This is a genomic window from Pseudomonas sp. 2FG (assembly GCF_005502935.1).
GTDB lineage: Bacteria > Pseudomonadota > Gammaproteobacteria > Pseudomonadales > Pseudomonadaceae > Aquipseudomonas.
The window spans coordinates 134058-159390 of the sequence record NZ_SCMP01000011.1; the positions used below are offsets into that span (position 1 = coordinate 134058).

The 25333-nt window shown below is 60.2% G+C and carries 27 protein-coding genes, 1 tRNA gene and 1 pseudogene; 14 read left to right on the forward strand and 15 right to left on the reverse strand.

Annotated features, from left to right (window positions below):
* Positions 1-41: 41 nt before the first annotated feature.
* From iscR to trmJ, 3 genes are all read right to left on the reverse strand, one after another.
* On the reverse strand, positions 42-533 hold the full coding sequence (gene iscR / locus FFS13_RS13150) for a Fe-S cluster assembly transcriptional regulator IscR (RefSeq protein WP_137819542.1): 492 nt from the start codon (positions 531-533) through the stop codon (positions 42-44).
* A 137-nt stretch (positions 534-670) separates the two neighbouring features.
* The gene (gene cysE / locus FFS13_RS13155) at positions 671-1447 is read right to left on the reverse strand and encodes a serine O-acetyltransferase (protein ID WP_137819543.1); all 777 of its coding nucleotides are present in this window, start codon (positions 1445-1447) and stop codon (positions 671-673) included.
* On the reverse strand, positions 1440-2219 hold the full coding sequence (gene trmJ / locus FFS13_RS13160) for a tRNA (cytosine(32)/uridine(32)-2'-O)-methyltransferase TrmJ (protein WP_137819544.1): 780 nt from the start codon (positions 2217-2219) through the stop codon (positions 1440-1442). The genes cysE and trmJ overlap by 8 nt, the downstream gene beginning before the upstream one ends.
* 145 nt (positions 2220-2364) lie before the next feature.
* On the opposite strand from trmJ, the gene suhB reads away from it, so the two are divergent.
* On the forward strand, positions 2365-3180 hold the full coding sequence (gene suhB / locus FFS13_RS13165; protein ID WP_137819545.1) for an inositol-phosphate phosphatase: 816 nt from the start codon (positions 2365-2367) through the stop codon (positions 3178-3180).
* Between the two features lie 92 nt (positions 3181-3272).
* Here suhB and FFS13_RS13170 read toward each other — a convergent pair whose 3' ends face one another.
* The 6 genes from FFS13_RS13170 to queA all read right to left on the reverse strand — a co-directional run bounded on the left by FFS13_RS13170 (position 3273) and on the right by queA (position 9359).
* The gene (locus FFS13_RS13170; protein ID WP_137819546.1) at positions 3273-3815 is read right to left on the reverse strand and encodes a glycine zipper 2TM domain-containing protein; all 543 of its coding nucleotides are present in this window, start codon (positions 3813-3815) and stop codon (positions 3273-3275) included.
* 128 nt (positions 3816-3943) lie between these two features.
* Entirely contained in the window at positions 3944-4855 is a 912-nt protein-coding gene (secF, locus tag FFS13_RS13175) for a protein translocase subunit SecF (protein ID WP_137819547.1), read from the reverse strand.
* A gap of 9 nt (positions 4856-4864) precedes the next feature.
* Positions 4865-6733: a protein translocase subunit SecD gene (gene secD, locus FFS13_RS13180; RefSeq protein ID WP_137819548.1), complete on the reverse strand. Its 1869-nt coding sequence runs from the start codon at positions 6731-6733 to the stop codon at positions 4865-4867.
* Positions 6734-6795: 62 nt separating this feature from the next.
* The gene (gene yajC / locus FFS13_RS13185) at positions 6796-7140 is read right to left on the reverse strand and encodes a preprotein translocase subunit YajC (RefSeq protein WP_137819549.1); all 345 of its coding nucleotides are present in this window, start codon (positions 7138-7140) and stop codon (positions 6796-6798) included.
* Between the two features lie 39 nt (positions 7141-7179).
* The gene (tgt, locus tag FFS13_RS13190; protein WP_171006482.1) at positions 7180-8295 is read right to left on the reverse strand and encodes a tRNA guanosine(34) transglycosylase Tgt; all 1116 of its coding nucleotides are present in this window, start codon (positions 8293-8295) and stop codon (positions 7180-7182) included.
* A gap of 14 nt (positions 8296-8309) precedes the next feature.
* Complete coding sequence (queA, locus tag FFS13_RS13195) at positions 8310-9359, reverse strand: tRNA preQ1(34) S-adenosylmethionine ribosyltransferase-isomerase QueA (protein ID WP_137819551.1); 1050 nt, start codon at positions 9357-9359, stop codon at positions 8310-8312.
* 109 nt (positions 9360-9468) lie between these two features.
* Here queA and FFS13_RS13200 point away from each other — a divergent pair.
* From FFS13_RS13200 to FFS13_RS13220, 5 genes are all read left to right on the forward strand, one after another.
* Positions 9469-9553, forward strand: a tRNA-Leu gene (locus FFS13_RS13200).
* Positions 9554-9881: 328 nt separating this feature from the next.
* Complete coding sequence (locus tag FFS13_RS13205; protein WP_119955978.1) at positions 9882-10094, forward strand: cold-shock protein; 213 nt, start codon at positions 9882-9884, stop codon at positions 10092-10094.
* A 116-nt stretch (positions 10095-10210) separates the two neighbouring features.
* On the forward strand, positions 10211-10708 hold the full coding sequence (locus FFS13_RS13210; protein WP_137819552.1) for an RDD family protein: 498 nt from the start codon (positions 10211-10213) through the stop codon (positions 10706-10708).
* Positions 10709-11116: 408 nt separating this feature from the next.
* The gene (locus tag FFS13_RS13215) at positions 11117-11266 is read left to right on the forward strand and encodes a DUF4391 domain-containing protein (protein WP_137819553.1); all 150 of its coding nucleotides are present in this window, start codon (positions 11117-11119) and stop codon (positions 11264-11266) included.
* Positions 11267-11308: 42 nt separating this feature from the next.
* Complete coding sequence (locus FFS13_RS13220; RefSeq protein ID WP_256657891.1) at positions 11309-11779, forward strand: hypothetical protein; 471 nt, start codon at positions 11309-11311, stop codon at positions 11777-11779.
* Here the strand turns inward: FFS13_RS13220 and FFS13_RS13225 are convergent.
* The 3 genes and pseudogenes from FFS13_RS13225 to lptF all read right to left on the reverse strand — a co-directional run.
* Positions 11710-11898 (reverse strand): annotated as a pseudogene (locus FFS13_RS13225) (Arm DNA-binding domain-containing protein); the annotation flags it as partial. The gene FFS13_RS13220 and the pseudogene FFS13_RS13225 overlap by 70 nt on opposite strands.
* Positions 11899-12112: 214 nt before the next feature.
* A complete protein-coding gene (gene lptG / locus FFS13_RS13230; protein ID WP_137819554.1) occupies positions 12113-13174 on the reverse strand; it encodes an LPS export ABC transporter permease LptG in 1062 nt (353 codons plus the stop codon).
* Positions 13167-14288, reverse strand: coding sequence for an LPS export ABC transporter permease LptF (gene lptF, locus FFS13_RS13235; RefSeq protein ID WP_137819555.1), 1122 nt, complete (start codon positions 14286-14288; stop codon positions 13167-13169). Before lptF ends, lptG begins: the two co-directional genes overlap by 8 nt.
* Before the next feature lie 140 nt (positions 14289-14428).
* Between lptF and FFS13_RS13240 the strand changes: the two genes are divergently transcribed.
* The 7 genes from FFS13_RS13240 to rlmF all read left to right on the forward strand — a co-directional run bounded on the left by FFS13_RS13240 (position 14429) and on the right by rlmF (position 21968).
* Positions 14429-15916 (forward strand): leucyl aminopeptidase, encoded by a 1488-nt coding sequence (locus FFS13_RS13240; RefSeq protein ID WP_137819556.1) that lies wholly within the window; start codon positions 14429-14431, stop codon positions 15914-15916.
* Positions 15917-15971: 55 nt separating this feature from the next.
* On the forward strand, positions 15972-16391 hold the full coding sequence (locus FFS13_RS13245) for a DNA polymerase III subunit chi (protein ID WP_137819557.1): 420 nt from the start codon (positions 15972-15974) through the stop codon (positions 16389-16391).
* 9 nt (positions 16392-16400) lie between these two features.
* Positions 16401-16796, forward strand: a complete 396-nt coding sequence (locus FFS13_RS13250; RefSeq protein ID WP_137819558.1) for a DNA polymerase III subunit chi — start codon at positions 16401-16403, stop codon at positions 16794-16796.
* A 136-nt stretch (positions 16797-16932) separates the two neighbouring features.
* Complete coding sequence (locus FFS13_RS13255; RefSeq protein ID WP_137819559.1) at positions 16933-19782, forward strand: valine--tRNA ligase; 2850 nt, start codon at positions 16933-16935, stop codon at positions 19780-19782.
* A gap of 182 nt (positions 19783-19964) precedes the next feature.
* Complete coding sequence (locus FFS13_RS13260) at positions 19965-20258, forward strand: helix-turn-helix domain-containing protein (RefSeq protein ID WP_137819560.1); 294 nt, start codon at positions 19965-19967, stop codon at positions 20256-20258.
* A gap of 101 nt (positions 20259-20359) precedes the next feature.
* Positions 20360-20920, forward strand: a complete 561-nt coding sequence (locus tag FFS13_RS13265; RefSeq protein ID WP_218568618.1) for a VTT domain-containing protein — start codon at positions 20360-20362, stop codon at positions 20918-20920.
* Between the two features lie 34 nt (positions 20921-20954).
* The gene (rlmF, locus tag FFS13_RS13270) at positions 20955-21968 is read left to right on the forward strand and encodes a 23S rRNA (adenine(1618)-N(6))-methyltransferase RlmF (RefSeq protein WP_137819561.1); all 1014 of its coding nucleotides are present in this window, start codon (positions 20955-20957) and stop codon (positions 21966-21968) included.
* 129 nt (positions 21969-22097) lie between these two features.
* Here the strand turns inward: rlmF and FFS13_RS13275 are convergent, their stop codons facing one another.
* The 3 genes from FFS13_RS13275 to FFS13_RS13285 all read right to left on the reverse strand — a co-directional run bounded on the left by FFS13_RS13275 (position 22098) and on the right by FFS13_RS13285 (position 24301).
* Positions 22098-22601 (reverse strand): hypothetical protein, encoded by a 504-nt coding sequence (locus FFS13_RS13275; RefSeq protein WP_137819562.1) that lies wholly within the window; start codon positions 22599-22601, stop codon positions 22098-22100.
* 407 nt (positions 22602-23008) lie between these two features.
* Positions 23009-23653 carry a glutathione S-transferase gene (locus tag FFS13_RS13280; RefSeq protein WP_137819563.1) on the reverse strand — a complete coding sequence of 215 codons (645 nt, stop codon included), beginning with the start codon at positions 23651-23653 and terminating at the stop codon, positions 23009-23011.
* Between the two features lie 192 nt (positions 23654-23845).
* On the reverse strand, positions 23846-24301 hold the full coding sequence (locus FFS13_RS13285) for a PACE efflux transporter (RefSeq protein WP_137819564.1): 456 nt from the start codon (positions 24299-24301) through the stop codon (positions 23846-23848).
* A gap of 89 nt (positions 24302-24390) precedes the next feature.
* Here FFS13_RS13285 and FFS13_RS13290 point away from each other — a divergent pair, with 89 nt between their 5' ends.
* Complete coding sequence (locus FFS13_RS13290; protein WP_137819565.1) at positions 24391-25287, forward strand: LysR family transcriptional regulator; 897 nt, start codon at positions 24391-24393, stop codon at positions 25285-25287.
* Positions 25288-25333 lie beyond the last annotated feature (46 nt).

A 25333-nucleotide genomic window follows, 5' to 3' on the forward strand; every position in this document is an offset into this window, starting at 1 on the left:
GCTCTCCTATCAGGTATAGGCCTATCAGCCAGGCGCCCTACTCAGTCAACGGCGGACGCTTCAATCTTATCTAGGCGCGGCGCCCTGCCATGGCAGTGCCGCTGATCCTGGCGCTGGGCGACTTCTTGCACCTCATGACGGGTAACAAGGTCAGCCAAGCTAATGCCACTCAGAAACTCATGAATCTGCTGGCTGAGGTCGAACCACAGGTGGTGAGTCAAGCAGGTGTCACCGGCATGGCAATCGCCCAACCCCTGGCAACGCGTGGCATCGACCGACTCATTGACAGCATCAATGACCTGCGCAACCTGGATACTCTGCATGCCTCGCGACAGCTGATAACCGCCACCAGGCCCGCGCACGCTAGAGACCAAATTGCCGCGGCGCAGCTTGGCGAACAACTGTTCCAGATAGGACAGGGAAATGCCTTGGCGTTCGGAAATATCAGCCAAGGACACCGGTCCATGCTGCGCGTGCAGCGCCAAATCGAGCATGGCGGTAACGGCGTAACGGCCTTTGGTAGTCAGTCGCATGGCTTGTACCGCGAGGTCACTGGTTGGGCGCGAGTATGCTATTTCCGAGTATTTAGGTCAACTATAAGACCCATCAAGACACTCGGGATTAGCCACAACGGGGTCGCGCAGCATAGCAAAACGGGCATAGCGCCGCATTAAGCCGCCGGCTTGTCGCCCGACTCCTTAACGTCCGCGAAATCCTCGTCACGCAAGGCCGGCAACTCTTTTGCGCAGTAGTCACTGCCCAACGCCTTGAGGGCAGCGCACATACCCTCCAGACGACCATCTACGGCTTGCAGATGATCAAGCAACTGACCAATGGCCTTAGCTATAGGATCCGGCATGTCCTGACTGACGCCATAGGCATCGAAACCTAGTTTTTCGGCGATAGCCTGGCGCTTGGCCTCCAGCTCATCATCGACCTTAACGATGATTCGCCCCGGAATCCCGACCACGGTAGCGCCGGCCGGCACCGCCTTGGTCACCACCGCATTGGAGCCGACCTTAGCCCCCGCACCGACAGTGAACGGCCCCAGCACCTTGGCACCCGCCCCCACCACTACGCCGTCCTCCAGCGTGGGGTGGCGCTTGCCTTTATTCCAACTGGTACCGCCAAGCGTCACGCCCTGATAGAGCGTGACGTCATCACCGATTTCCGCAGTCTCGCCGATCACAATACCCATACCGTGATCGATGAAAAACCGCCGGCCGATCTTCGCCCCCGGATGAATCTCAATCCCGGTCAGCCAACGCCCAAAGTTAGAGACCAGCCGCGCCAGCCATTTCCAACCCGCCAGCCAAAGCCAGCCGGACAGGCGATGAAACCAGATCGCATGCAAACCGGGATAGCAAGTCAGCACCTCGAAAGCATTACGCGCAGCCGGATCGCGATGGAATACGCTCTGAATATCTTCTCGTACGCGCTCAAACATCATCATCTCTCCGCTTATGGGGCTCACCGCGGGCAGCCTTCTGGGCTTCAGTCAAAATGCCGCGCAGGATGTTCATTTCCGACTTATTAACCGCACTGCGACCAAACAAGCGACGCAGGCGAGACATCAAATGCCGCGGCTTCTCCGGATCCAGAAAGCCAATATCCACCAGGGTACTCTCGAGGTGCCCGTAGAACAGCTCCATCTCATCCATGGTAGCCAGCTGCCCACTGCGCACCGAGGTCACCTCGAACTTCTCCACCTTCGTCGGCCGCCCCTGCGCAGCCAACCAGGCCATGCGCACCTCATAGCCCAACACCTGCACCGCAGCAGCAAGATTGAGCGAGCTGAACTCAGGGTCAGAAGGAATGTGCACATGGAAATGACAGCGCTGCAGCTCGTCATTGGTCAACCCGGCATACTCACGGCCGAACACCAGCGCCACCTCGGCGCCCTGCCGAGCATGCTCACAGGCAGCCGCCCCACATTCGCGCGGATCCAGTAGCGGCCAGGGAATACGCCGATCCCGCGCACTGGTACCCAACACCAGACTACAGCCGACCAAAGCCTCCTCCAGCGTGGCGACCACCTGAGCGCCATCCAGAATATCGTTGGCACCGGAAGCCCGAGCGACAGCCTCGGCACTGGGAAAATCTTCCGGATCCACCAGCACCAAACGCGTCAAGCCCATGTTCTTCATGGCGCGCGCAGCCCCACCGATATTGCCGGGATGGCTGGTATTGACCAAGATCACGCGAATATTTTGCAGCAACGCAGGCGCTCACACAGACGGCAAAGGGGAGCAAATCTTACAGAACCCCCCCAGCAAACGCCATGCAAGGTACAGGCAGGCCTTCTTACTTGGGGGTTTTCTGCTAGAATATTCGGCTTTCTTTAACGACCCAGGTGAAACCTCCATGCAGCCCATGCTGAATATCGCGCTGCGCGCAGCCCGCAGCGCCGCAGAACTGATTTTCCGCTCCATCGAGCGCCTGGACGTCATCTCGGTCGACGAGAAAGATGCCAAGGACTATGTGACCGAGGTCGATCGCGCCGCCGAACAAAGCATCATCGCCGCCCTGCGCAAAGCCTACCCCACCCATGGCTTCCTCGGCGAAGAAGGCGGCCTGATCGAAGGCAGCGGCGATGGCGCCGACTACCTGTGGATCATCGACCCACTCGACGGCACCACCAACTTCGTGCGCGGCGTGCCGCACTTTGCCGTCAGCATCGCCTGCAAATACCGCGGCCGCCTGGAACACGCCGTAGTGCTCGACCCGGTTCGCCAGGAAGAATTCACCGCCAGCCGCGGCCGTGGCGCCCAGCTCAACGGTCGCCGCCTGCGCGTCAGCGGTCGCACCAGCCTGGAAGGCGCCCTGATCGGCACCGGCTTCCCGTTCCGCGACAGCCAGATCGACAACCTGGACAATTACCTGAACATGTTCCGCAGCCTGGTCGGCCAGACCGCCGGCATCCGCCGCGCCGGCGCCGCCAGCCTGGACCTGGCCTACGTCGCCGCCGGCCGTTTCGACGCCTTCTGGGAATTCGGTCTGTCCGAATGGGACATGGCCGCCGGCGCACTGCTGATCCAGGAAGCGGGCGGCCTGGTCAGCGACTTCAGCGGCGGCCACGATTTCCTCGAGAAAGGCCATATCGTCGCCGGCAACACCAAGTGCTTCAAGGCCGTGCTGACTGCCATCCAGCCGCACCTGTCACCCTCACTGAAACGCTAAATTCGACACCCCATAAGAAACCCGGCCTGGCGCCGGGTTTTTACTGCCCAAATAAAAAGCGCCCCGAAGGGCGCTTTTTATTTGCATCCAAGCTACTGAGCAACCTGCCCCAGCACCAACTGACCTTCTTTGGTGACCGGAATCTGGGCACCCGGGTCGTGATCCATACGGACCTGCCCGACCTTACCGTCCAACTGATACTTAACGTTGTAACCAACCAGCTTGTCACTGGTATCGGTCACGGTGTTGCAGCGCGTTTCGGTGGAGGTGTAAGTGTCGTTGGCCTGCATGTTTTCCTGGACTTTGTTGCCGGCATAACCGCCACCCACGGCACCAGCAACGGTGGCAATCTTCTTGCCACTGCCACCACCCACCTGGTTCCCGAGCAAGCCACCAGCTACCGCACCCAGCACGCTACCAACGACCTGATGCTGATCCTTGACCGGTTTTTGCCGAGTCACGGTGACATCTTTGCAAACCTGACGCGGAGTCTTGATGGTTTCCTTGATCGGCTCTACCGCGAGCACTTCAGCGTACTCGGGGCCGCCACTAACCAAACTGTAAGTAGCCACAGCACCACCGGCGGTAACACCTACCGCACCCAGCACCGCACCAACGAGCATCGACTTGTTCACTTGAACCTCCTGACTGCACTCAAACAGGTATTTACACACCTTAGTCCCAGGGTTTGAGCGCAATAACACTCACCAAGTTCCCTACCCCTGCCCGCCGCTACGCCATCAGCGAGTTAAAGATCACAATCCTAGGGGCGCTCATCGACTTCCTCGGCGGCAACCGGCGGAATCAGATCCTCAACACCCAGACTCAGCCAGATCAGCACCACGTTGGCGATATAGATCGACGAGTAGGTACCCGCCATCACCCCCACGAACAGCGCGATGGAGAAACCGAACAAGTTATCGCCACCCCACACCAACAAAGCCGCGATCGCCAGCAGGGTGGAGATCGAGGTCGCCATGGTCCGCAACAACGTCTGGGTGGTCGAGATATTGATGTTCTCGATCAGGCTGGCCTTGCGCAGCACGCGGAAGTTCTCGCGCACCCGATCGAATACCACGATGGTGTCGTTCAGCGAGTAACCGATGATCGCCAGCACCGCCGCCAGCACCGTCAGGTCGAAGGTGATCTGGAAGAACGAGAGGATACCGAGGGTGATCACCACGTCGTGTACCAGCGAGACGATGGCGCCGACGGCGAACTTCCACTGGAAGCGGAACGCCAGGTAGAGCATGACGCCGCCCAGGGCCAGCAGCATGCCCAGACCACCCTGATCGCGCAGCTCCTCGCCCACCTGCGGGCCGACGAACTCGGCGCGCTTGACCTGCGCCGGGTTGTCGCCATCCACCCGCTGCAACGCCTCGGCCACCTGACTACCCAGCTGCGGGTCGTCGCCCGGCATCCGCACCAGCACGTCGGTAGTCGCGCCGAAGCTCTGCACCACGGCCTCCTCGAAACCGGCCGCGACCAGCTGCTCGCGCACCTGGCCGAGGTCCGCCGGCCGCTCATAGGTCAGCTCGATCAGCGTGCCGCCGGTGAAATCCAGGCCGTAGTTCAGCCCCTTGGTGAACCAGCTGAACAGCGCCAGCAGGGTCAGGAACAGGGTCACGGCGAACGCAAGATTGCGCACGCCCATAAAGTTGATCGTACGTTTCATGTTGGCCCCTTAAATCCACAGCTTCTTGAAGTCACGACCACCGAAAATCAGGTTGATCATGCCGCGGGTCACCATGATGGCGGTGAACATCGAGGTGAGGATGCCGAGCGACATGGTCACCGCGAAGCCTTTCACCGGGCCGGTGCCCATGGCGAAGAGGATGCCGCCGACCAGCAGGGTGGTCAGGTTGGAGTCGAGAATCGCCGAGTAGGCTCGATCGAAACCCTCATGGATAGCGCGCTGCACCGACATGCCGTTGGCGATCTCCTCGCGGATCCGCGAGAAGATCAGCACGTTGGCGTCCACCGCCATGCCCATGGTCAGCACTATACCGGCGATCCCCGGCAGGGTCAGGGTGGCGTTCAGCGCCGACATCAGCGCCAGCAGCAGGACCATGTTGAAGGCCAGCGCCAGGGTCGCCAGCACACCGAAGAAGCGGTAAATGGCGATGATGAACAGGGAAACCAACAGCATGCCCCAGAGCGACGCATCGACCCCCTTGGTGATGTTGTCCGCGCCCAGGCTCGGGCCAATGGTGCGCTCTTCGGCGAAGTACATCGGCGCCGCCAGACCGCCGGCACGCAGCAGCAGAGCCAGCTCAGAGGACTCGCCCTTTCCCTCCAGGCCAGTGATGCGGAATTGGCTGCCCAATGGCGACTGAATAGTGGCCAGGCTGATGATCTTCTTCTCTTCCTTGAAGGTCTGTACCGCAACCTCCTTCTCGACGCCGTCGACCACCTGCTTAACGTAACGGGTCAGCGGTTTCTGCTCGATAAAGATCACCGCCATGCTGCGCCCGACATTATTGCGGGTCGCGCGATTCATCAGCTCGCCACCATGACCATCCAGACGGATGTTCACTTGCGGACGACCATTCTCATCGAAGCTCGCCTGGGCATCGGTGACCTGATCCCCGGTGATGATCAAACCACGCTCCAGCGGCACGGCCGGCCGGCCAGGCTCACGAAATTCGAAGGACTCGGTGGTCGCCTTGGTCGCATCCTGGCCAGCCGCCAGACGGAACTCCAGGTTGGCGGTCTTACCGAGAATCCGCTTGGCCTCGGCCGTATCCTGCACGCCCGGCAGCTCGACCACGATGCGATTGGCGCCTTGGCGCTGCACCAGAGGCTCGGCGACGCCCAGTTCGTTGACGCGATTGCGTACGGTGGTCAGGTTTTGCTTGATCGAGTACTCACGAATCTCCGCCAGCTTGGCCGGAGTCATCTCCAGGCGCAGCACCTGCAGGCCGTTACGCTCGCTCGACGTCAGCTGAAAGTCGGTGAAGTCCTTACGGATCAAGCTCTGCGCCTTTTCCAGCGTCGCCTCATCGGTAAAGCCCAACTGAATCGCACCGCCCTGCTCCGGCAGGCTGCGATAACGCAGACGCTCCTTACGCAGCAAGCTCTTTACATCACCCTCGTAAACCTTACGGCGCGCATCGAGCGCCTTGTCCATGTCCACTTCCAAGAGGAAATGCACACCACCGGACAAGTCCAAGCCCAGCTTCATCGGGCTCGCACCCAGACTACGCAGCCAGTTCGGCGTGGTTTGCGCCAGGTTCAGGGCCACCACATAGTCGTCGCCCAAAGCCTTACGCACGACATCCTTGGCCGGCAGCTGATCCTCTTTCTTGAGCAGCCGCACCAGCCCGCCCTTACCTTCTTTGGCCAGGGTCGCGACCTTGACCGCGATGCCGGCGTCATTCAGCGCCTTGCCCACGCGGTCCAAGTCAGCCTGCTCGACCTGCAACGCCGTGCTCGCCCCTGTGATCTGAATGGCCGGATCGTCCGGGTACAGGTTGGGCGCAGAATAAATAAAGCCGATCGCCAGCACTGCCAGGATCAGCAGGTATTTCCACAGAGGGTATTTGTTCAGCATGACGCCGCCCGCTTATGACGCGGGGCGCCTTTAGCGCCCCGTCGAATGGTAAAAATGTGAAGTTAGATGGCTTTCAGCGTGCCTTTGGGCAGCGTTGCGGCAATCGCCGCTTTCTGAATCTTCAGCTCGACGGTGTCGGACACCTCAATCACCACAAAGTCATCGGTAACCTTGTTGATCTTGCCGGCGATGCCACCGGAGGTGACCACTTCGTCGCCCTTTTGCAGGTTGCCCATCAGACTCTTGTGCTCTTTGGCGCGCTTGGCCTGCGGACGCCAGATCATCAGATAGAAGATCACCAGGAAGCCGGCCAGGAAAACAAACGACATGTAATCGGGAGCGGCGGCAGCGGCAGCGGCAGCCGGCGCAGCAACTTCCGCATAAGCGGCGGGAATCAGAAAGCTCATGTAACACTCCTGTTAAAAGGTCTTGGAAAGGTTGATTTATCAGTCCAGCGGCGGTGTGCTAAGGCCGCGTCGGGCATAGAAGGAATCGACGAAGGCGGCCAATGTACCCTGTTGAATAGCCTCACGCAAACCAGCCATCAGGCGCTGGTAATGGCGCAAATTGTGGATGGTATTCAACATGCTACCGAGCATTTCATCGCATTTATCCAGATGATGCAGATAGGCGCGGGAGAAGTGTTTACAGGTGTAACAATCACAGGTCGGATCGAGCGTCGAGTCGTCGTGCTTATGCGCCGAATTACGAATCTTCAACACCCCGGTATCGACGAACAGGTGACCGTTACGGGCATTCCGGGTCGGCATCACGCAGTCGAACATGTCGACCCCACGACGCACGCCCTCGACCAGATCCTCCGGCTTGCCGACCCCCATCAGGTAGCGCGGCTTATCGGCCGGCATCTGTCCTGGTAGATAGTCCAGCACGCGAATCATCTCCTCCTTCGGCTCCCCCACCGACAGGCCGCCGATCGCCAGGCCATCGAAGCCGATCTCATTGAGCCCGTCGAGGGAGCGCATGCGCAGATCCTGATGCATGCCGCCTTGAACTATCCCGAACAGTGCAGCCGTGTTATCGCCATGGGCCATTTTCGAGCGCTTGGCCCAGCGCAGCGACAGCTCCATGGAGACTCGCGCGACCTCCACATCGGCGGGGTAGGGGGTGCACTCATCGAAAATCATCACGATGTCCGAGCCCAGCTCGCGCTGCACCTGCATCGACTCCTCCGGCCCCATGAACACCTTGCTGCCATTCACCGGCGAGGCAAAGGTCACGCCCTCCTCCTTGATTTTGCGCATGGCCCCCAGGCTGAACACTTGAAAACCACCGGAGTCGGTGAGGATCGGCCCCTGCCACTGCATGAAGTCATGCAGATCGCCATGGCGCTTGATCACCTCGGTACCGGGCCGCAGCCACAGGTGGAAGGTGTTGCCGAGGATGATCTGCGCACCGATCGCTTCGATATCGCGCGGCAGCATGCCTTTGACGGTGCCGTAGGTACCGACCGGCATGAAGGCCGGAGTCTCGACGACACCGCGCGGAAAGCTCAGGCGGCCACGGCGCGCCTTGCCATCGGTGGCCAACAACTCGAAGGACATACGGCTGGTGCGAGTCATGCTTGATCCTCGGGTCCGCGTGGCGCGGGATTGCGGGTAATGAACATCGCATCACCGTAACTGAAGAAGCGGTAGCCCTGAGCTATGGCCGCCGCATAGGCGGCCATGGTTTCCGGGTAACCCGCAAACGCCGAGACCAACATCAACAAGGTGGACTCGGGCAGATGGAAGTTGGTGACCAGGGCATCGACCACATGAAAGGGTCGCCCGGGGTAGATAAAAATATCCGTGTCGCCACTGAAAGGCTTGAGCTGGCCATCCCGCGCCGCGCTTTCCAGCGAACGCACACTGGTCGTACCCACGGCAATCACCCGCCCACCGCGCCGACGGCAGGCAGCGACCGCATCCACCACATCCTGGCCGACCTCGAGCCATTCGTTATGCATGTGATGGTCTTCGATACGCTCGACCCGCACCGGCTGAAAGGTGCCCGCGCCCACATGCAGGGTAACGAAGGCGGTCTCTATACCCTTAGCGCGAATCGCCGCCAGCAACGCCTGATCGAAATGCAGCCCGGCCGTGGGCGCGGCGACGGCGCCGGCGCGCTCGGCATACACGGTCTGATAGCGCTCACGATCCGCCGCGTCGTCCGGACGGTCTATATAAGGAGGCAAAGGCATATGGCCGACGCGCTCCAGCAGCGGCAATACATCCTCACTGAAGCGCAGCTCGAACAACGCATCGTGCCGCGCCAGCATCTCAGCCTCGGCACCGCCCTCGAGCAGAATCAGCGAGCCAGGCTTGGGGGATTTGCTCGAGCGCACATGCGCCAACACCCGACGCGTATCGAGCACCCGCTCAATCAGCACCTCCAGCTTGCCGCCAGAGGCCTTCTGACCAAAGAGCCGCGCGGGAATCACCCGGGTATTGTTGAACACCATCAAGTCGCCAGGACGCAGATGTTCCAGCAGATCAGTGAACTGGCGATGAGCCAGCGCTCCAGTCGCACCATCGAGGGTCAGCAGCCGGCTGGCATGGCGCTCGGCCAGCGGGTGACGCGCGATCAGGGATTCAGGCAGCTCGAAGTTAAAATCGGCAACACGCATGATGGGAGGTCATTTTGCAGGGCCGCGAAGTTTAACGGAAATACCTAAAATTGACCACGCAACACGATTGACCAAGGGCAAACCTCTCCCTATACTGCGCGCCCATTGTGCCCCGGTGGCGGAATCGGTAGACGCGGCGGATTCAAAATCCGTTTCTTCACAGAGTGGGAGTTCGAGTCTCCCCCGGGGCACCATCAATCTCCCAGCGACTTTTTACAGCCGCTCGCCAGACCCGCAACACCCCTCTCAAAAATGCAATTTTGCCCTCGCTGAATCGGCTCGAAAGCAGCGGAAACAGGCGCAAAATCACGCTCACAACTCGCCGTTTTCGGGGGTTGTTTTTCATCCTGAAGTTAGCGTAGAGTTCGCCCACTGTGTTTGCATGGGTCGCCTTGAATCGTGACCTGGTGCAGTAGATCCTTAGATTTGCTACATCCCGCCCGACTTCTCTTACTCTCTGCAGCCAGTCCAGCCCTCTATTGTTAGAGGCTGTCATCAACTCTAGTTCCAAGGAAATAAGATATGTCGAATCGTCAAAACGGTACCGTCAAGTGGTTTAACGACGAGAAAGGTTTTGGTTTTATCACTCCAGAAAGCGGTCCGGATCTGTTCGTACACTTCCGCGCTATCGAAGGTAACGGCTTCAAGAGCCTGAAAGAAGGCCAGCGCGTTAGCTTCGTTGCCGTACAAGGTCAAAAAGGCCTGCAGGCTGACCAGGTTCAAGTCCTGGCCTAACGCCTGCGCCTGAACGAAAGAGCCTCTGATGGCAACATCAGGGGCTTTTTTGTGCCTCGGCTTTTTGTCCATCTGAGCCAGTAGAATCGCGCACCTCCTTGCGCAGCGAGCCCGCCATGCCGAACCATCAGCTACGCCCACAAGGCGACTTCCCCATTGCCGGCCTACCTCGCCGCCTGGCGGCAATGTTTTACGACTCGCTGCTCTGCGTGGCGCTGTTAATGGTCGTGACCCTGGCCTACCAGCAGATTGTCTTGAGAATGCTCCTCGGCGCAGAACGCCTAAGAGAAATGGCCGACAGCGGCGCCTTGAACGGCGACCCGATTCTTTCCACCCTGCTGGTTTTCAGCCTGTTCGGCTTTTTCAGCAAGTTCTGGACTCACTCCGGCCAGACACTAGGCATGCAGGTCTGGGGGGTTCGCGTGCAAAACGCCGACGGCACTGCGATATCCCTGTGGCAGGCGCTACTACGCTTCATCGTTGCCATCGCCTCCTGGCTGTGCCTGGGCCTGGGCTTCTTCTGGATGCTCTGGGACAAGCAAAACCGTAGCTGGCACGACATTTATTCCGACTCGCGCCTCGTACAGCTACCGAAGAACTCGCAGAAGAAATAAACACAGCACCCATGAGAAAGCCGGCGCAATGCCGGCTTTTTGATGGCGTAACTATCTGATTTGTATAGATGTAGTATTTTTTTTATTTTTTTGTCCCCCCATTTGTCCCCCCATGATGAGATTGCGTGAGATTAGCCGGTCTAACCGCTCGCATTCATTTGAGCGAGCTCTTCCAAAATGGTAGCAGCGTAGTTATCGATGCAAGCTGGGCAGTGAAGCCTAGGAATGCGTCACGAATGGTGGAGCCCAAACTCATATTTTGGCTTTGTCAGCGTCAGGGTTCAATGAGGGTTTAGTCCGTGAATGCAGAACCCATGCACGCATGGACGATGTCGTCGCCAGTAAACCGTGATATTCGTCGCAAGCTCCGCAATAATCGGCACAGCTCGCATATAGGGAAGCCGTTACATGGAACTGATCGACAACATCAACACCCTGCTTGGTGAAAACCTCAAGCTGGATGCGCGCCTGCACAAAGAAAAACAGTTCAACCGCAAGGTGGTGCTCAACGCCCAGCTGCGGGTAATCCAGAATGAAATTGCCGAACTGAGTGCCTAAACCTCAGTTCGTGCTTAGCACTTAAGAGATACAGGAAGTCCAATGGACAAGCTGAAAATGCACTCCCCCAACCTGACCGATGCCAATATTGCCAAGCTGGCTGAGCTGTTCCCCAATTGCGTTTCCGAAGCGCTCGGTGCCAACGGCGAGCTAAAACAAGCCATCGATTTCGATATGCTGCGTCAGGAGCTCTCTGAGCAGATCGTTGAGGGAACGCAAGAGCGCTATCAGTTGAACTGGCCGGGAAAGCGCGAGTCGCTGTTGACGGCGAATGCGCCAATTGCCAAGACGTTGCGACCTTGTCGCGAAGAAAGTACGAACTTCGATATCACTAAGAATCTTTTCATCGAGGGAGATAACCTCGATGCGCTCAAGCTGCTGCAGGAAGCATATCTCGGGAAGGTCAAGATGATCTATATCGACCCGCCTTACAACACAGGTAATCGTGCGCTCTTAAGGCTGACCTCCGGGAAGGCGCCTAATCCCATCTCCCTGCGTCGACCTGCAAGCTGAAAACGTAGCAGCCAGGACTTGCGGCCAGTGGGCTTGACGATCAGGCGCAGTCCATCGCCGTCTTCATAGGTGCCGGGCTCGGTGAGGTTCTCGACCTGCTTAGGATTTAGCTTGCCCATATAGTCCTCGCTGCATTGCCATATTCACTTGTCCCCCCACTTGTCCCCCCACTCGCACTTCGGATGAGGTCAAACAGTCTTGGACTTGGCTGGATCGATGATTGGCTGTAACCCTTGATTTGTCTAGGTTATCAGGAGGCGTGTCGGAAGGGTGGAGATTATATTGGGCAATAAAAAAGCCGGCGCAATGCCGGCTTTCTCATATCAGCACCAATCAACCCGCGCGGCGCAGCATCCAAATCCCCGCCAAGCCGCAGATCGCACTCGGGATCAGCACCGCCAGCAACGGCGGGAAGCCAAATACCAAGCTCGAAGGCCCCAACAGATCCTGGGCGATCCGAAACACGAAGCCGACCAGCACACCGGTGAACACCCGCTGCCCGAGGGTTACCGAGCGCAGCGGGCCAAAGATGAAGGAAATCGCCATCAACACCAGCGCCGCGGTCACCACGGGTTGCAGCACCTTGGTCCAGAAGGCCAACCAGTAACGGCCATTATTCAGCCCTTGCTCGGCCAGATATTGGATGTAACGCCACAGCCCAGTCACCGATAACGCCTCTGGCTCCAGCACCACGGTGCCGAGCAGTTGCGGGCTCAACTCGACATCCCAGCGCTCACTAGGCGACTCGACCACCTCGGTAGTGCGCTCATGGAAATGCGTGGTCGCCACATCCTCCAACTGCCAATGATCACCCTGATACAGCGCGCGCTTCGAGAAGCTGGAAGAGAGCAAATGCCGCTGATCATCAAACCGGTAGCGGGTCACCCCGTAGAGCACGCCATTGGGCTGCACCGCGTTGATATGCACGAACTCATCACCTTGGCGATGCCAAAGGCCGCGTTTAGCCGTCTGCGCCGCCCCGCCGCCCTGCGCCATGGAGCGACTGGCCTGACCCAGATTCTCACTCCAGGGCGCCAAGTATTCGCCGATCAGGATGCCCACCAGCATCAACACCAGCATCGGCTTCATCACCGCCCAGACGATTCGCCCGACCGAGACACCCGCCGCCCGCATGATGGTCAGCTCGCTACTGCTCGCCAGATTGCCAAGACCAATCAAGCAGCCGATCAAGGCCGCCATCGGCAGCATGTCGTAGACCTTACGCGGCGCCGTCAGCAGCACATACCAGGCCGCATCTGACAAGCCATAACCACCCTCGACATCACCCAACTCATCGATAAAGGCAAACAGCATGGCCAAGCCGACGATGATGCCCAGCACCGTGAGAATCGCGAAGAACACACTGGTGCCGATGTAGCGATCCAACCTAACCATGAGCCAGCTCCCGCGCAGCGCGACGACCCGCCCACTTCAGACGCAATGGCTCCCAATACAGCAGCGTAAGACCAATCAACAAGAACACCCCATGCACCCACCAGAGCCCTAGATCCAAAGGAATCTTGCCCTTATCCAGCGCCCCGCGCGCGGCGATCAACAGAGACAGGTAAGCCATATAAAGAAGAATCGCCGGCAGCAGCTTGAGGAAGCGCCCTTGACGCGGATTGACCCGGGACAACGGCACCGCCAGCAAGGTGACGACAAAGACCAGCAACGGAAGTGAGAGACGCCACTGCAACTCTGCCTGGTACTTCGGGTTATCGCTGCCGATCAGCTCAGCCGTCGGAATCGCCTCGCGCTCACTGATCTCGCTACTGACCTCCGGCTTGAGCAACAAGACGCCGTAGGTGTCGTACTGAATCGCCCGGTAGTCGGCCTGACCAGGATTGCCATCGTAGCGGTAGCCGTTTTCCAGAATCAGGTAACGACTGCCATCCGCCTGGATCTCCTGACGGCCCTTCTGCGCGACCAACACCGTGATGCCGCGCTCCTTGTCACCGGCCTTGGAAAGGCGCTTTTCCGAGATAAAGATACCGCCCAACTCACTGCGATCGTTCGACATGTCCTGGGTATAGGTGACCCGCGAACCACTCTTCATGGCCTGGAAGCGCCCAGGCACCAGCGTGTCGAACTCGGTCAGGGCATCCTGCTCATTGAGGATCCGCGCCACCTGAGTCACCCCTTGCGGCGCCAAGCCCAGGCTCAACCAGGCCACCAACAGCGCAACCAGCGTCGCCGGCACCAAGCTGTAGGCCAGCAGGCGCTGCCGGCTCATGCCGGTTGCCGACAGCACGGTCATTTCGCTGTCGAGATAGAGCCGGCCGTAAGCCAACAAAATACCGAGAAACAAGCCCAGCGGCAGGATCAACTGCAGGAAGCCTGGCAGTCGGAAGCCCATGATCAGGAACAACACGCCCGGATCGAGAGCCCCTTGCGCGGCCTGGGCCAGATATTTAATGAAGCGCCCGCTCATGATGATCACTAAGAGCACGGCACTCACCGCGCTCAAGGTCACCAGCACCTCGCGAGACAGATAACGGAAGACGATCAAACCAGACACTCCAGGGTTGTCAGGCTCAGGCGGCTAAGCTCAAACTAGCCGCCTGTTGCCGGCCCGCCTGAGGCGGGCCACCGAAAAAATACGCGGCATTATCCTGCAATACCGACCTGTTGTCTTGGGGACACCTCGCCATGGAATTTGTTGTCAAAAGCGCCCGCCCAGAATCTCTGAAAACCGCCACCCTGGTTGTCGCCATCGGCGAGGGCCGTAAACTCGGTGACGCCGCCAAGGCCGTGGACAGCGCCAGCGGCGGCGCCCTCACGACCCTGCTCAAGCGCGGCGACCTGGCCGGCAAGCTTGGCCAAACGTTACTCCTGCACAGCCTGCCCAATCTCAAGGCGGAGCGCGTACTGCTGGTTGGCACCGGCAAGGAGAGCGAACTCTCTGACCGCCAATTGCGCAAATTGATCACCGCCGTACAAGGCGTGCTGAAAAGCTTAGGCGGTAATGACGCGGTACTCGCCCTCGATGAACTGCAAGTCAAAGGCCGCGACGCTTACGCGAAAACCCGCTTGCTGGTGGAAACCCTGGCCGACGGCGAATACGCCTTCGAACGCTTTAAGAGCCAGAAAAGCGAAGCCTGCGCCCTGAAGAAGCTGACCCTGCTGACCGAAAAAGTCACTCAGGCTGACGTCGAGCGCGGCGCAGCCCAGGCCCAGGCGATCGCCGCCGGCATGGCCTTCACCCGCGACCTCGGCAACCTGCCGCCCAACCTCTGCCACCCGAGCTTCATCGCCGATGAAGCCAAGGCTCTGGCCAAGGCGCACAAGAACCTCAAGGTCGAAGTGCTCGACGAGAAGAAGCTCAAAGAGCTGGGCATGGGGGCATTTCTCGCGGTGGCCCAGGGCAGCGAACAGCCGCCACGGCTGATCGTGCTCAACTACCAGGGCGGCAAGAAGGACGACAAGCCCTTCGCCCTGGTCGGCAAAGGCATCACCTTCGACACCGGCGGCATCAGCATCAAGCCGGCTGCCAGCATGGACGAGATGAAGTACGACATGTGCGGCGCCGCCAGCGTACTCGGCACCTTCAAGGCCGTGCTCGAACTGCAGTTGCCGATCAACGTCGTCGGCCTGCTGGCCTGTGCCGAGAACATGCCGAGCGGCGGCGCCACCCGCCCCGGCGACATAGTCACCACCATGAGCGGGCAGACCGTGGAAATCCTCAACACCGACGCCGAAGGCCGCCTGGTGCTGTGCGACACCCTGACCTACGCCGAGCGCTTCAAGCCCCAAGCGGTGATCGACATCGCCACCCTCACCGGTGCCTGCATAGTCGCCTTGGGCAGCAACACCTCGGGCCTGATGGGCAATGACGATGCCTTGATCCAGCAGCTGCTCAAGGCTGGCCAGAGCGCCGACGACCGCGCCTGGCAACTGCCGTTGTTCGACGACTATCAGGAGCAACTGGACAGCCCCTTCGCCGACATCGCCAACATCGGCGGGCCGAAAGCCGGCACCATCACCGCCGGCTGCTTCCTCTCGCGCTTCGCCAAGAAGTACCACTGGGCGCATCTGGATATCGCCGGCACCGCCTGGGTCAGTGGCGGCAAGGAAAAAGGCGCGACTGGCCGCCCGGTTCCGCTACTGACCCAGTACCTGCTGGACCGGATCAAATAATGCTTTTTGGCCTTCAACGCAGCATAAGCAAGCGCAGTAGCTTTGAGGGCCCAAAATGACCCGCGTCGAGTTCTACGTCCTCTCCTCGGCCAACCCGGTGGATCGCCTGCGCGCGGCCTGCCAGCTGGCGAGCAAGGCCTGGCGCCATGGCCTGCCGGTCTTCCTGCGTTGCGCCGACCAGGCTCAATGCGCCGAGGTCGACGAACTGCTCTGGCGCTTCAAGGCCGAGACCTTTGTGCCGCATGGCCTGTATCGGGATGACCCACTGGCGCCCGTCGTGCTGGGGCTTAACGATGAGCCGGCGGCGCAGCAGGGCCTGCTGATCAACCTCGACCCGAGCCTTTCGCCGTTCATCGAGCGTTTCAGCCGGGTGATCGAGATCGTCAATCAAGAGCCCGAGCAACTGCACAGCTCGCGCGAGAATTTTCGTACCTATCGTCAGCGGGGCTATGACCCGCAGCGAGTCGAACTGTAGCCTTACCCCATGGACACGCCAAAACCACCGCACAAGCCCACCCACTTGCTGGATGACCTCGAGTCGATCCGCGAGTTTCTGGCCGGCGACGAAAGCCTGGAACCACCGCTGCTCACCGACGCCATCGAGCTAGGCGAAATCCCCCTGTTGTCCGATATCGTCTCGCCAGGTGAAACGCCACCGCCCAGCGCAGCAGCCATCCCCACACCTCTGCCGGCAACGCTCGCTTCGAGCGTGCAACAGGCGGTGCTTAGCGACAGCTCCAGCGAACTGTCGCGCCTAGATAACGAACTGCGCGCCGCGGCGCAGTTGATCCTGCAGGATGTGATCGACGATTTCGTGCCGCAGATCGAGGCCGAACTCCAGCGCCGCCTGGAGCGTCTGCTGCCCCCGCGCAAGTCCTGAACCACGCCCCCAGGCTTGCCTGCCAGGCCAGCCGTCGCGACGGATAACGCCAGGCGTTATCCGTCTTACGCCCCGAACACCATCCCCGTTATACTTGTCGGCTTTCCGATTAGCCGCCAATAGGGTCCCGCCCCGCATGGACAAGACCTACCAGCCGCACGCCATTGAAACCTCCTGGTATGAAACCTGGGAGGCGAAGAACTATTTCGCCCCGCAAGGCGCCGGCGACTCTTACACCATCATGATTCCGCCGCCGAACGTCACCGGCAGCCTGCACATGGGCCATGGCTTCAACAACGCCATCATGGACGCGCTGATCCGCTTCCGCCGCATGCAGGGTCGCAACACCCTGTGGCAGCCGGGCACCGACCACGCCGGTATCGCCACGCAGATGGTGGTGGAGCGCCAACTGGGCGCCGAAGGCATCAGCCGTCACGACCTCGGCCGCGAGAAGTTCCTCGACAAGGTCTGGGAATGGAAGGAAGAATCCGGCGGCACCATCACCCGGCAGATTCGTCGCCTCGGTTCCTCCGTCGACTGGTCGCGCGAGCGCTTCACCATGGACGACGGCCTCTCCGAGGCGGTCAAGGAAGCCTTCGTCCGGCTGCACGAAGACGGTCTGATCTACCGCGGCAAGCGCCTGGTCAACTGGGACACCCAGCTGCACACGGCGATTTCCGATCTCGAAGTGGAAAACCACGACGTGGCGGGCCACCTGTGGAACCTGCGTTACCCGCTGGCCGATGGCGCCACGACCGCCGATGGCCAGGATTACCTGATCGTCGCCACCACCCGTCCGGAAACCATGCTCGGCGATGCCGCCGTCGCCGTGCATCCGGAGGACGAGCGCTACCAGGCGCTGATCGGCAAGTTCATCGAGCTCCCCCTGGTGGGCCGGCGCATCCCGATCATCGCCGACGACTATTGCGACCCCGAGTTCGGCACCGGCTGCGTGAAGATCACCCCGGCCCACGACTTCAACGACTATGAAGTCGGCAAACGGCACAACCTGCCGTTGATCAACGTGCTGGATAAAGACGCCGCCCTTCTCGCCACCGCCCAGGTGTTCCACCTGGATGGCAGCGTCAATGGCGCCTTCGATGCCCGCTTGCCGGCGGAATACGCCGGGCTGGATCGCTTTGTCGCGCGTAAGCAGATCGTTGCGGCGCTCGACGCCCTCGGCCTGCTGGAAAAGGTCGACGACCACGCATTGAAAGTGCCGAAAGGCGACCGCTCCGGCACCGTGATCGAGCCGTGGCTGACCGACCAGTGGTACGTCTCCACCAAGCCGCTGGCCGAGCCGGCGATTGCCGCCGTGGAAGATGGCCGCATCCAGTTCGTGCCCAAGCAGTACGAGAACATGTACTTCTCCTGGATGCGCGACATCCAGGACTGGTGCATCAGCCGCCAGCTCTGGTGGGGCCACCGCATTCCGGCCTGGTACGACGAAGCCGGCAATGTCTACGTCGGCCGCGATGAAGCGGAGGTGCGTGCCAAGCACAACCTCGGCGACATCCCGCTGCGCCAGGACGATGACGTACTGGACACCTGGTTCAGCTCGGGCCTGTGGACCTTCTCCACCCTCGGCTGGCCGGAACAGACCGAACTCCTCAAGACCTTCCACCCGACCGACGTGCTGGTCACCGGCTTCGACATCATCTTCTTCTGGGTCGCCCGGATGATCATGCTGACGATGCACCTGGTGAAGAACGACGACGGCACCCCGCAGGTGCCGTTCAAGACCGTCTATGTGCACGGTCTGGTGCGCGACGGCCAGGGCCAGAAGATGTCCAAGTCAAAGGGCAACGTCCTCGACCCGCTGGACCTCGTCGACGGCATCGAGCTGGAAACCCTGGTGCAGAAACGCACCAGCGGCATGATGCAGCCCAAGCTGGCCGAGAAAATCGCCAAGCAGACTCGCCAGGAATTCCCGGAAGGCATCGCCAGCTACGGCACCGACGCCCTGCGCTTCACGTTCTGCTCGCTGGCCTCCACCGGCCGCGACATCAAGTTCGACATGGGCCGCGTCGAGGGCTACCGCAACTTCTGCAACAAGTTGTGGAACGCCGCCAACTTCGTGCTGGAGAACACCGACAATCAGGACTGCGGGGTGAATGGCGAAGCCGTCGAACTGTCCTCGGTCGACCGTTGGATCATCTCCCAGCTGCAACGCACCGAAGCCGAAGTGACCCGCCAACTCGACCAGTTCCGCTTCGACCTGGCCGCCCAGGCACTCTATGAGTTCATCTGGAACGAGTACTGCGCCTGGTATCTGGAGCTGGTCAAGCCGGTGCTATGGGACGAAAGCGCGCCTATCGAGCGCCAGCGCGGCACCCGCCGCACGCTGATCCGCGTGCTGGAAGTCATACTGCGCCTGGCCCACCCGTTTATGCCGTTTATTACGGAAGAAATCTGGCAGCGCATCAAGGCGCAAGCTGGCGTCAGCGGCGAAACCATCATGCTGCAAGCCTGGCCGGTGGCGAACGAAAGCCGCATCGATGCCGCCGCCGAAGGCGATATCGAGTGGGTGAAGGCGCTGATGCTCGGCCTGCGGCAGATCCGTGGCGAGATGAATATCTCCATGGCCAAGCGCATCGACGTGGTGTTGAGCAATGTCTCGGCCTCCGACCAGCGCCGCCTGAGCGAAAACGAGCCACTGCTGAACAAGCTGGCCAAGCTGGAATCCGTCAGCGTACTGGCCCAAGGCGACGAAGCCCCCATGTCCGCCACCGCCCTGGTTGGCGAGATGCACGTACTGGTGCCGATGGCCGGGCTGATCGACAAAGACGCCGAGCTGGCTCGACTGGACAAGGAAATCCAGCGTCTGAGCCAGGAAGTCCAGCGCATCGGTGGCAAGCTGGGCAACGCCAGCTTCGTCGACAAGGCGCCGCCGGAAGTGATCGCCAAGGAGCGCGCCAAACTCGCCGAAGCCGAACAAGCCGTCGGCAAGTTCAACGAGCAACGCGAACGTATCGCCAGCCTGTAACCCGCCACGAGGCCCGCATATGTGGGCCTCGTGCTTTATTGACTGCACGACATGTAGGTTGGACAACGCTTCACCTGTCCACCGATTCCGGGTCATCATCCGCTCACCGATCGCGCAGCTTGGTGGATGGATGAAGCGTCATCCACCCTACCCGGCTGGCCAGGCGCACTTGAGGAGCCTAGATGGACGTCAGCAAAACCAAAACCAGCTTCTATCGCCGCCTCTACGTGGCCTATCTGATCGACACCGACGTGGCCAGCGTACCCGCGCTGATGGACGCCACCGGCATGCCCCGGCGCACCGCCCAGGACACCATCGGCGCACTGGCCGAGCTGGATATCGACTGCGTGTTCGAACAGCAGGACGGCGCGCGCAATCATGCCGGGCGCTATGTGATCCGCGACTGGGGCGCCATCGATAAGCGCTGGATCGAAGCTAACCTGAAACAGATCAAAGCGGTCCTCGAATACCCCTGACGAGCATCAAAGCACTGCGTCCCCCGCGCTGGAAGGGATCATGCAGGTGGCTTGTTCAGCCCTTAGTTCACCTCCGAGAACCCACTGGCGAGAGCGAGACCGTGCACAAATACAAGCGACTGCTCATGGTGCTGCTGTTTCTCGTGGTGCTGCTCGCCGTGTTCCAGCTTTCCGGCCTGCGCGAACATTTCAGCCTGCAGTTCCTGCGCGAGCAGTTGCTGGAAAATAAACTCAGCGGGCTACTCATCTTCATCCTGCTGTTCGCCCTGGGTAATCTGATCCAGCTGCCCGGCTGGATCTTCCTCGCCGCGGCAGTGCTGGCCTTCGGCCGCACCTGGGGCGGGTTGGCGACCTACGTGGCGGCTACGTTCTCCTGCACCGTGACCTTCTTCACCATCCGCTGGATGGGCGGCGATGCGTTGCGCGAGCTGAACAACCGCTTCGCGAATAGAATCCTCAGCCAGCTCGACGCTCACCCGATCACCAGCATCGCCTTGCTGCGCGTGCTGTTTCAGACGGTGCCAGCGCTGAATTACGCCCTCGCCCTCTCCGGGGTAAAATTTCACCAGTACCTGCTCGGCACCCTGCTCGGGTTACCCTTACCGATCTTCCTGTACTGCCTGTTTTTCGATTATCTGGCCAAGGCACTGCATCTGCTTTAGCCAAACTCAAGCTCAACGAACGCCTCAGGTTGTTATGCGAACCAAGCACCAAGGGAAACACCCCGCGAAGAACACCGCCGCCGTTGCGCCGGCCGAAAAAACCAGCCTGCACCCGCGCAATCGGCACCAGGGCCGTTACGACTTCCCGCAACTGATCAAGAGCAGCCCGGAGCTGGCCGCCTTCGTGATCATCAACCCGTACGGCAAGGAGAGCATCGACTTCGCCAACCCGGCCGCGGTGAAGGTCTTCAACCGCGCCTTGCTGCAACAGTTCTACGGCATTCGTGGCTGGGATATTCCCGATGCCTACCTGTGCCCGCCTATCCCCGGCCGCGCCGATTACCTGCACTACCTAGCCGACCTGCTGGGTATCAGCCATGATGGCGTGATACCTCGCGGCCCAGCCCTGCTCGCGCTGGATATCGGCGTGGGCGCCAACTGCATCTACCCGCTGATCGGCCATCACGATTACGGCTGGCGCTTCGTCGGCGCGGATATCGACGCCGTCTCGCTGGCCTCGGCCGCGGCCATCCTGAAAGCCAATCCGCCGCTGACAGACGCCATCGAACTGCGCCGCCAGACCGACGCGGGGCATATCTTCCAGGGTCTGATCGGGGCCGATGAACGCTTCGATGTCACCCTCTGCAACCCACCCTTCCATGCCTCGCTGGACGAAGCCCGGCGCGGCAGCCAACGCAAATGGAAGAACCTCGGCAAGCTCGACCCGAGCCGCAAGCTGCCAGAGCTGAACTTCGGCGGTCAGGGTGCTGAACTGCATTGCGCAGGGGGCGAAGCGGCCTTTATCGCGCGGATGGCCGAAGAAAGCGCAGGTTTCGCCCAACAGGTGTTCTGGTTCAGCACCTTGGTCTCCAAGGCCAGCAACCTGCCAGCCATGCAGGCCGCCTTGAAGACCCTGGGCGCCAGCGATATTCGCGTAGTCGACATGGCTCAGGGACAGAAGCAGAGCCGCTTCATCGCCTGGACCTTCCTCGACAAGAATCAGCGCCGCGCCTGGCGCAAAGCACGTTGGACTGCGGTTAGTCAGTAGGGCAGGCGCTACGCAGGGTTGAAGCTTGTCGTGGGGCGCCAATAAGCGCAGCGCATTGCGCCGCACAAGCATCAGATAAAGAAAACCCGCGCGTTTCGGCGCGGGTCTTTCTTCTCGCAACTCGGTCGCTTAGTTAATGCGCACCAGCTGTTTACGAATAGCCTCTGGCACTTGGTCGAACGCGACTATTTGCAGACCAGATGCCGTACCGGCAGCGGCGGCGACCGGCGGCAGGGTCGCCTGGGCGTTCTCCGGCAGTCGGTACATCGCCCCCGTGGCCGGGTCGACAGCCAGCATGCCGATCAAACCACCAAAGATGATGTTGCCCCAGTACCAGCCGTTCAGACTGGTGTTGAGTTCCACTTTTTGGTCGGCGAAGCCATCTTTGTGAAAGACGACAGAGTAGGTTTCCCCTTTGAAATAGCCCGCGCCCGACTTCAGCGTCACGGTAGAGGGAGTAGTGCCGGAATGGATGGTCTGGCCGGCACGGTTTTGCACCGTGAAGCTGGCGCCTTCCGGGGCACTGCTGAAGTTGACCGGGTATTCCGAGTCACTGACGATGGTGGCACAACCACCCAGAGTGAAGGCCGCGATGCTGGCCAAGAGGGTTTTGCCGAGTTTAAGAGTACGCATGGATAACGCTTCCTTGTCTCAATTCTGAATTCTTCCAAGCCCCACTTCAGGCGGGGCGCGCCGATAATAAGAGGCGCGCGCCATAGATTCAATATCAACACGACATCACGACAACCTGCCGGCTGAAGAAATTGGTTCGCGTACGCCTGGAAGCTGACCGCGAGCCCCAAGGCCATCAGAAACCTGCCGCGCGGGATTTTCACTCGTCCCACATGGCTATGCAGGGCTGCAGCGTGTCGTAGGGCGCCAATAAGCGCAGCGCATTGCGCCGCATCGATGGTTCCATCCGCCAATTGCGGTGTTAAAGCAGATGCGGAGCATCTTTGGCTGCATTCCCACGCGGACGGTTCGACGCCTCGACGTGGGAACAATCAGGAATCCCAGCCATAGCCTCTGGCCAGAGCCACTCACATCAGGGTAGGCGCCTCACCGGGCTGCCAAAGCCGGTACTTGCGCATGGCCGAGGCCAATAGAGCCGACTGCAGAAACACATCCAGCCAGCGCCGCAGCTGCGGATAGGGGCTTTGCTCGAACCAGGCACTATCCACTTGGGAGAACTGCCGGATAAAGGGCGCGATGGCGATATCCGCCACGCTCAGCTGCTTGCCCAACAAGTAAGGTTGAGCGGTTAGCCGGCCCTCCAATTGCGCGAGAAACTCTTCGCCCTGCGCACGGTAATGCTCGAGCGACTGCTCTGGATGGCGTACCGCGTACTTGTAGCGATCCAGATGCTTTTTGAAGACCTGATCATTTTCCCGAATCAGCTCAACAGCCTGTTCATAGCCCGCAGGCACATCCGATAGCAGCCAGTTATCCGGGTCATTGTTGGCCAGCGCCCAGAGCATGATCTCCAGACTCTCTTCGAGCACCGCGCCCGCGCTGGTGATCAACACCGGCACCGTGCCTTTGGCTGAGCAGGCCAGCATCTCTGCCGGCTTGCTTTTTAAACTGACCTCACGCAACTCGACCCGGCAGCCGGTATGGAGCAAGGCCATCCTGGCGCGCATGGCATAGGGGCAGCGGCGAAATGAGTAGAGAATCGGCAGTGGCATGTTTCGCTTCGCTCGGTGTGCAAGTTGCAAAATCGAAAGTGCTGAGCCAGGTCAGTGCGAGTGACCGTCTCTGGTCAAGATGGCTGTAGTTCCGGGGGGCCTGTAGGCCTCAATGCCGGGCATCGCTTCGTTGAGCACCCGCCAAGCCCAACAATCGCCGGCACTGGCCATGGCAGTTTGCAGCGGTGCAGTTTACGCCACGCTCTTTGCTAAAGAATCGTGCGCGGCCCTTAGTGTCGACGCTGGCAGGCCAAAAATCAGGTCAAAACACCACTGAAAAAACAGCGCGTAGAACAGAAAGAAGATTACCAGCGAAAAGTCAGCCAGTAGCGCCTCCCACCAGTGAATGCCCAGCCCGAAAGCAATCAGCGGAACCGAGAGCGACATCAGCCCCAGCTCGAAGCCCATGGCGTGCAGCACCCTGCGCCTAAAAGTTCGCTGTGGGTTGGCCTGACGCGCTTCCCAGGCTTCGAACAGAGTGTTGAAGAGCATATTCCAGCCCATCGCCAGTAATGAAAGGGCCAGGGTGACCAGCCCCGAGCCGGCCAAACCACGTTCGAACACCCAAGCGACAACCGGAGTGATAAACAGCAGCGCCACCAATTCATAACTTATGGCTTGCACCACCTTGCGCTTCTTGCCTTGCATGCTGCACACCTCACATATTGCCAATGTGAGGGCACTGTATTTCTAATATGCTGAAATAATTAGTCAGCTTATTTCAGGAATTCTGATAGATGAGCTTAACCAAAGACGCCATACAGGTATTCCTGGCGGTGCTCGACAGGGGCTCCTTCTCCGCCGCCGCCCGCAGCATCGGCCGGGTGCCCTCGGCAGTGAGCATGACCATTGCCAACCTCGAAGCCGACCTGAACCTGGAGCTGTTCGATCGCAGCGGTCGTGAGCCACTGCCTACGCCAGCAGCCTCGGCACTGGAAGCCAAGGCGCGCTTCATGTTGCAACAGTTCGAACTCTGGGAGGCGCAGGCCCTGGCGCTTTCCAAAGGCCTGGAAAGTCGTCTGAGCTTGGCCATCGCCCCGGAGCTGCTGGCTTCGGACTGGGCAAGCCCGCTGGCCAAATTGGCGCAACGCTTCCCTTCCCTGGAAGTGGAAGTGCTCGCCGCTCCCGAGGCCGACGCCATTCGCCTGCTGCATGAGGGGCGGGTGCAACTGGCCCTGGTCTTCGAAAACCCGCACTTCGATAGCCGCGAATGCTGCCAGGAGATGACCAAAGAGACATTGCTGGCTGTGATCGCTCCAACTCACCCGGCTATCGCTGGCGGGCGTAGGCTCCGCACTGAAGAGCTGGCTGAACATCGACAAATCGTGGTCGCCAGCCGCGACCTCGAAGCATATAAACCACGCTTTCTGCAGGCCCACCACCATTGGCGCACAGATAACCACACTGCAGCACTGAGCATGATGCAAGCCGGCCTCGGCTGGGGCTTCCTCCCGGAATCGCTAGTCAAGCCGCAATTGAATGCCGGAACACTGGTGGAGATGACGCTAGACAACATCTCCAACTTTTCCGTGCTCTGGGTCGACGTGGTCTGGTCCAACAGCAAACCACTCGGCCAGGGAGCGCAGCACTTTATCAAGCTGATTCGTGAGAAACAGAAGGTAGAAAACGCTTAGTCGGGGCAAATGCACTCGCCTCTAGGCCGTTACCTTGGGCATCATT

What these genes read in the sequence shown, in the direction of transcription:
- FFS13_RS13220 (WP_256657891.1), top strand. Translation starts at nt 11,309, where the DNA reads ATGGACAAGCTGAAAATGCACTCCCCCAACCTGACCGATGCCAATATT.
- iscR (WP_137819542.1), bottom strand. Translation starts at nt 533, where the DNA reads ATGCGACTGACTACCAAAGGCCGTTACGCCGTTACCGCCATGCTCGAT.
- FFS13_RS13290 (WP_137819565.1), top strand. Translation starts at nt 24,391, where the DNA reads ATGAGCTTAACCAAAGACGCCATACAGGTATTCCTGGCGGTGCTCGAC.
- queA (WP_137819551.1), bottom strand. Translation starts at nt 9,359, where the DNA reads ATGCGTGTTGCCGATTTTAACTTCGAGCTGCCTGAATCCCTGATCGCG.
- suhB (WP_137819545.1), top strand. Translation starts at nt 2,365, where the DNA reads ATGCAGCCCATGCTGAATATCGCGCTGCGCGCAGCCCGCAGCGCCGCA.
- tgt (WP_171006482.1), bottom strand. Translation starts at nt 8,295, where the DNA reads ATGTCCTTCGAGTTGTTGGCCACCGATGGCAAGGCGCGCCGTGGCCGC.
- FFS13_RS13285 (WP_137819564.1), bottom strand. Translation starts at nt 24,301, where the DNA reads ATGCAAGGCAAGAAGCGCAAGGTGGTGCAAGCCATAAGTTATGAATTG.
- FFS13_RS13210 (WP_137819552.1), top strand. Translation starts at nt 10,211, where the DNA reads ATGCCGAACCATCAGCTACGCCCACAAGGCGACTTCCCCATTGCCGGC.
- cysE (WP_137819543.1), bottom strand. Translation starts at nt 1,447, where the DNA reads ATGTTTGAGCGCGTACGAGAAGATATTCAGAGCGTATTCCATCGCGAT.
- FFS13_RS13240 (WP_137819556.1), top strand. Translation starts at nt 14,429, where the DNA reads ATGGAATTTGTTGTCAAAAGCGCCCGCCCAGAATCTCTGAAAACCGCC.
- FFS13_RS13260 (WP_137819560.1), top strand. Translation starts at nt 19,965, where the DNA reads ATGGACGTCAGCAAAACCAAAACCAGCTTCTATCGCCGCCTCTACGTG.
- FFS13_RS13215 (WP_137819553.1), top strand. Translation starts at nt 11,117, where the DNA reads ATGGAACTGATCGACAACATCAACACCCTGCTTGGTGAAAACCTCAAG.
- FFS13_RS13205 (WP_119955978.1), top strand. Translation starts at nt 9,882, where the DNA reads ATGTCGAATCGTCAAAACGGTACCGTCAAGTGGTTTAACGACGAGAAA.
- rlmF (WP_137819561.1), top strand. Translation starts at nt 20,955, where the DNA reads ATGCGAACCAAGCACCAAGGGAAACACCCCGCGAAGAACACCGCCGCC.
- FFS13_RS13250 (WP_137819558.1), top strand. Translation starts at nt 16,401, where the DNA reads ATGGACACGCCAAAACCACCGCACAAGCCCACCCACTTGCTGGATGAC.
- FFS13_RS13275 (WP_137819562.1), bottom strand. Translation starts at nt 22,601, where the DNA reads ATGCGTACTCTTAAACTCGGCAAAACCCTCTTGGCCAGCATCGCGGCC.
- FFS13_RS13245 (WP_137819557.1), top strand. Translation starts at nt 15,972, where the DNA reads ATGACCCGCGTCGAGTTCTACGTCCTCTCCTCGGCCAACCCGGTGGAT.
- lptG (WP_137819554.1), bottom strand. Translation starts at nt 13,174, where the DNA reads ATGGTTAGGTTGGATCGCTACATCGGCACCAGTGTGTTCTTCGCGATT.
- secD (WP_137819548.1), bottom strand. Translation starts at nt 6,733, where the DNA reads ATGCTGAACAAATACCCTCTGTGGAAATACCTGCTGATCCTGGCAGTG.
- secF (WP_137819547.1), bottom strand. Translation starts at nt 4,855, where the DNA reads ATGAAACGTACGATCAACTTTATGGGCGTGCGCAATCTTGCGTTCGCC.
- FFS13_RS13280 (WP_137819563.1), bottom strand. Translation starts at nt 23,653, where the DNA reads ATGCCACTGCCGATTCTCTACTCATTTCGCCGCTGCCCCTATGCCATG.
- yajC (WP_137819549.1), bottom strand. Translation starts at nt 7,140, where the DNA reads ATGAGCTTTCTGATTCCCGCCGCTTATGCGGAAGTTGCTGCGCCGGCT.
- FFS13_RS13255 (WP_137819559.1), top strand. Translation starts at nt 16,933, where the DNA reads ATGGACAAGACCTACCAGCCGCACGCCATTGAAACCTCCTGGTATGAA.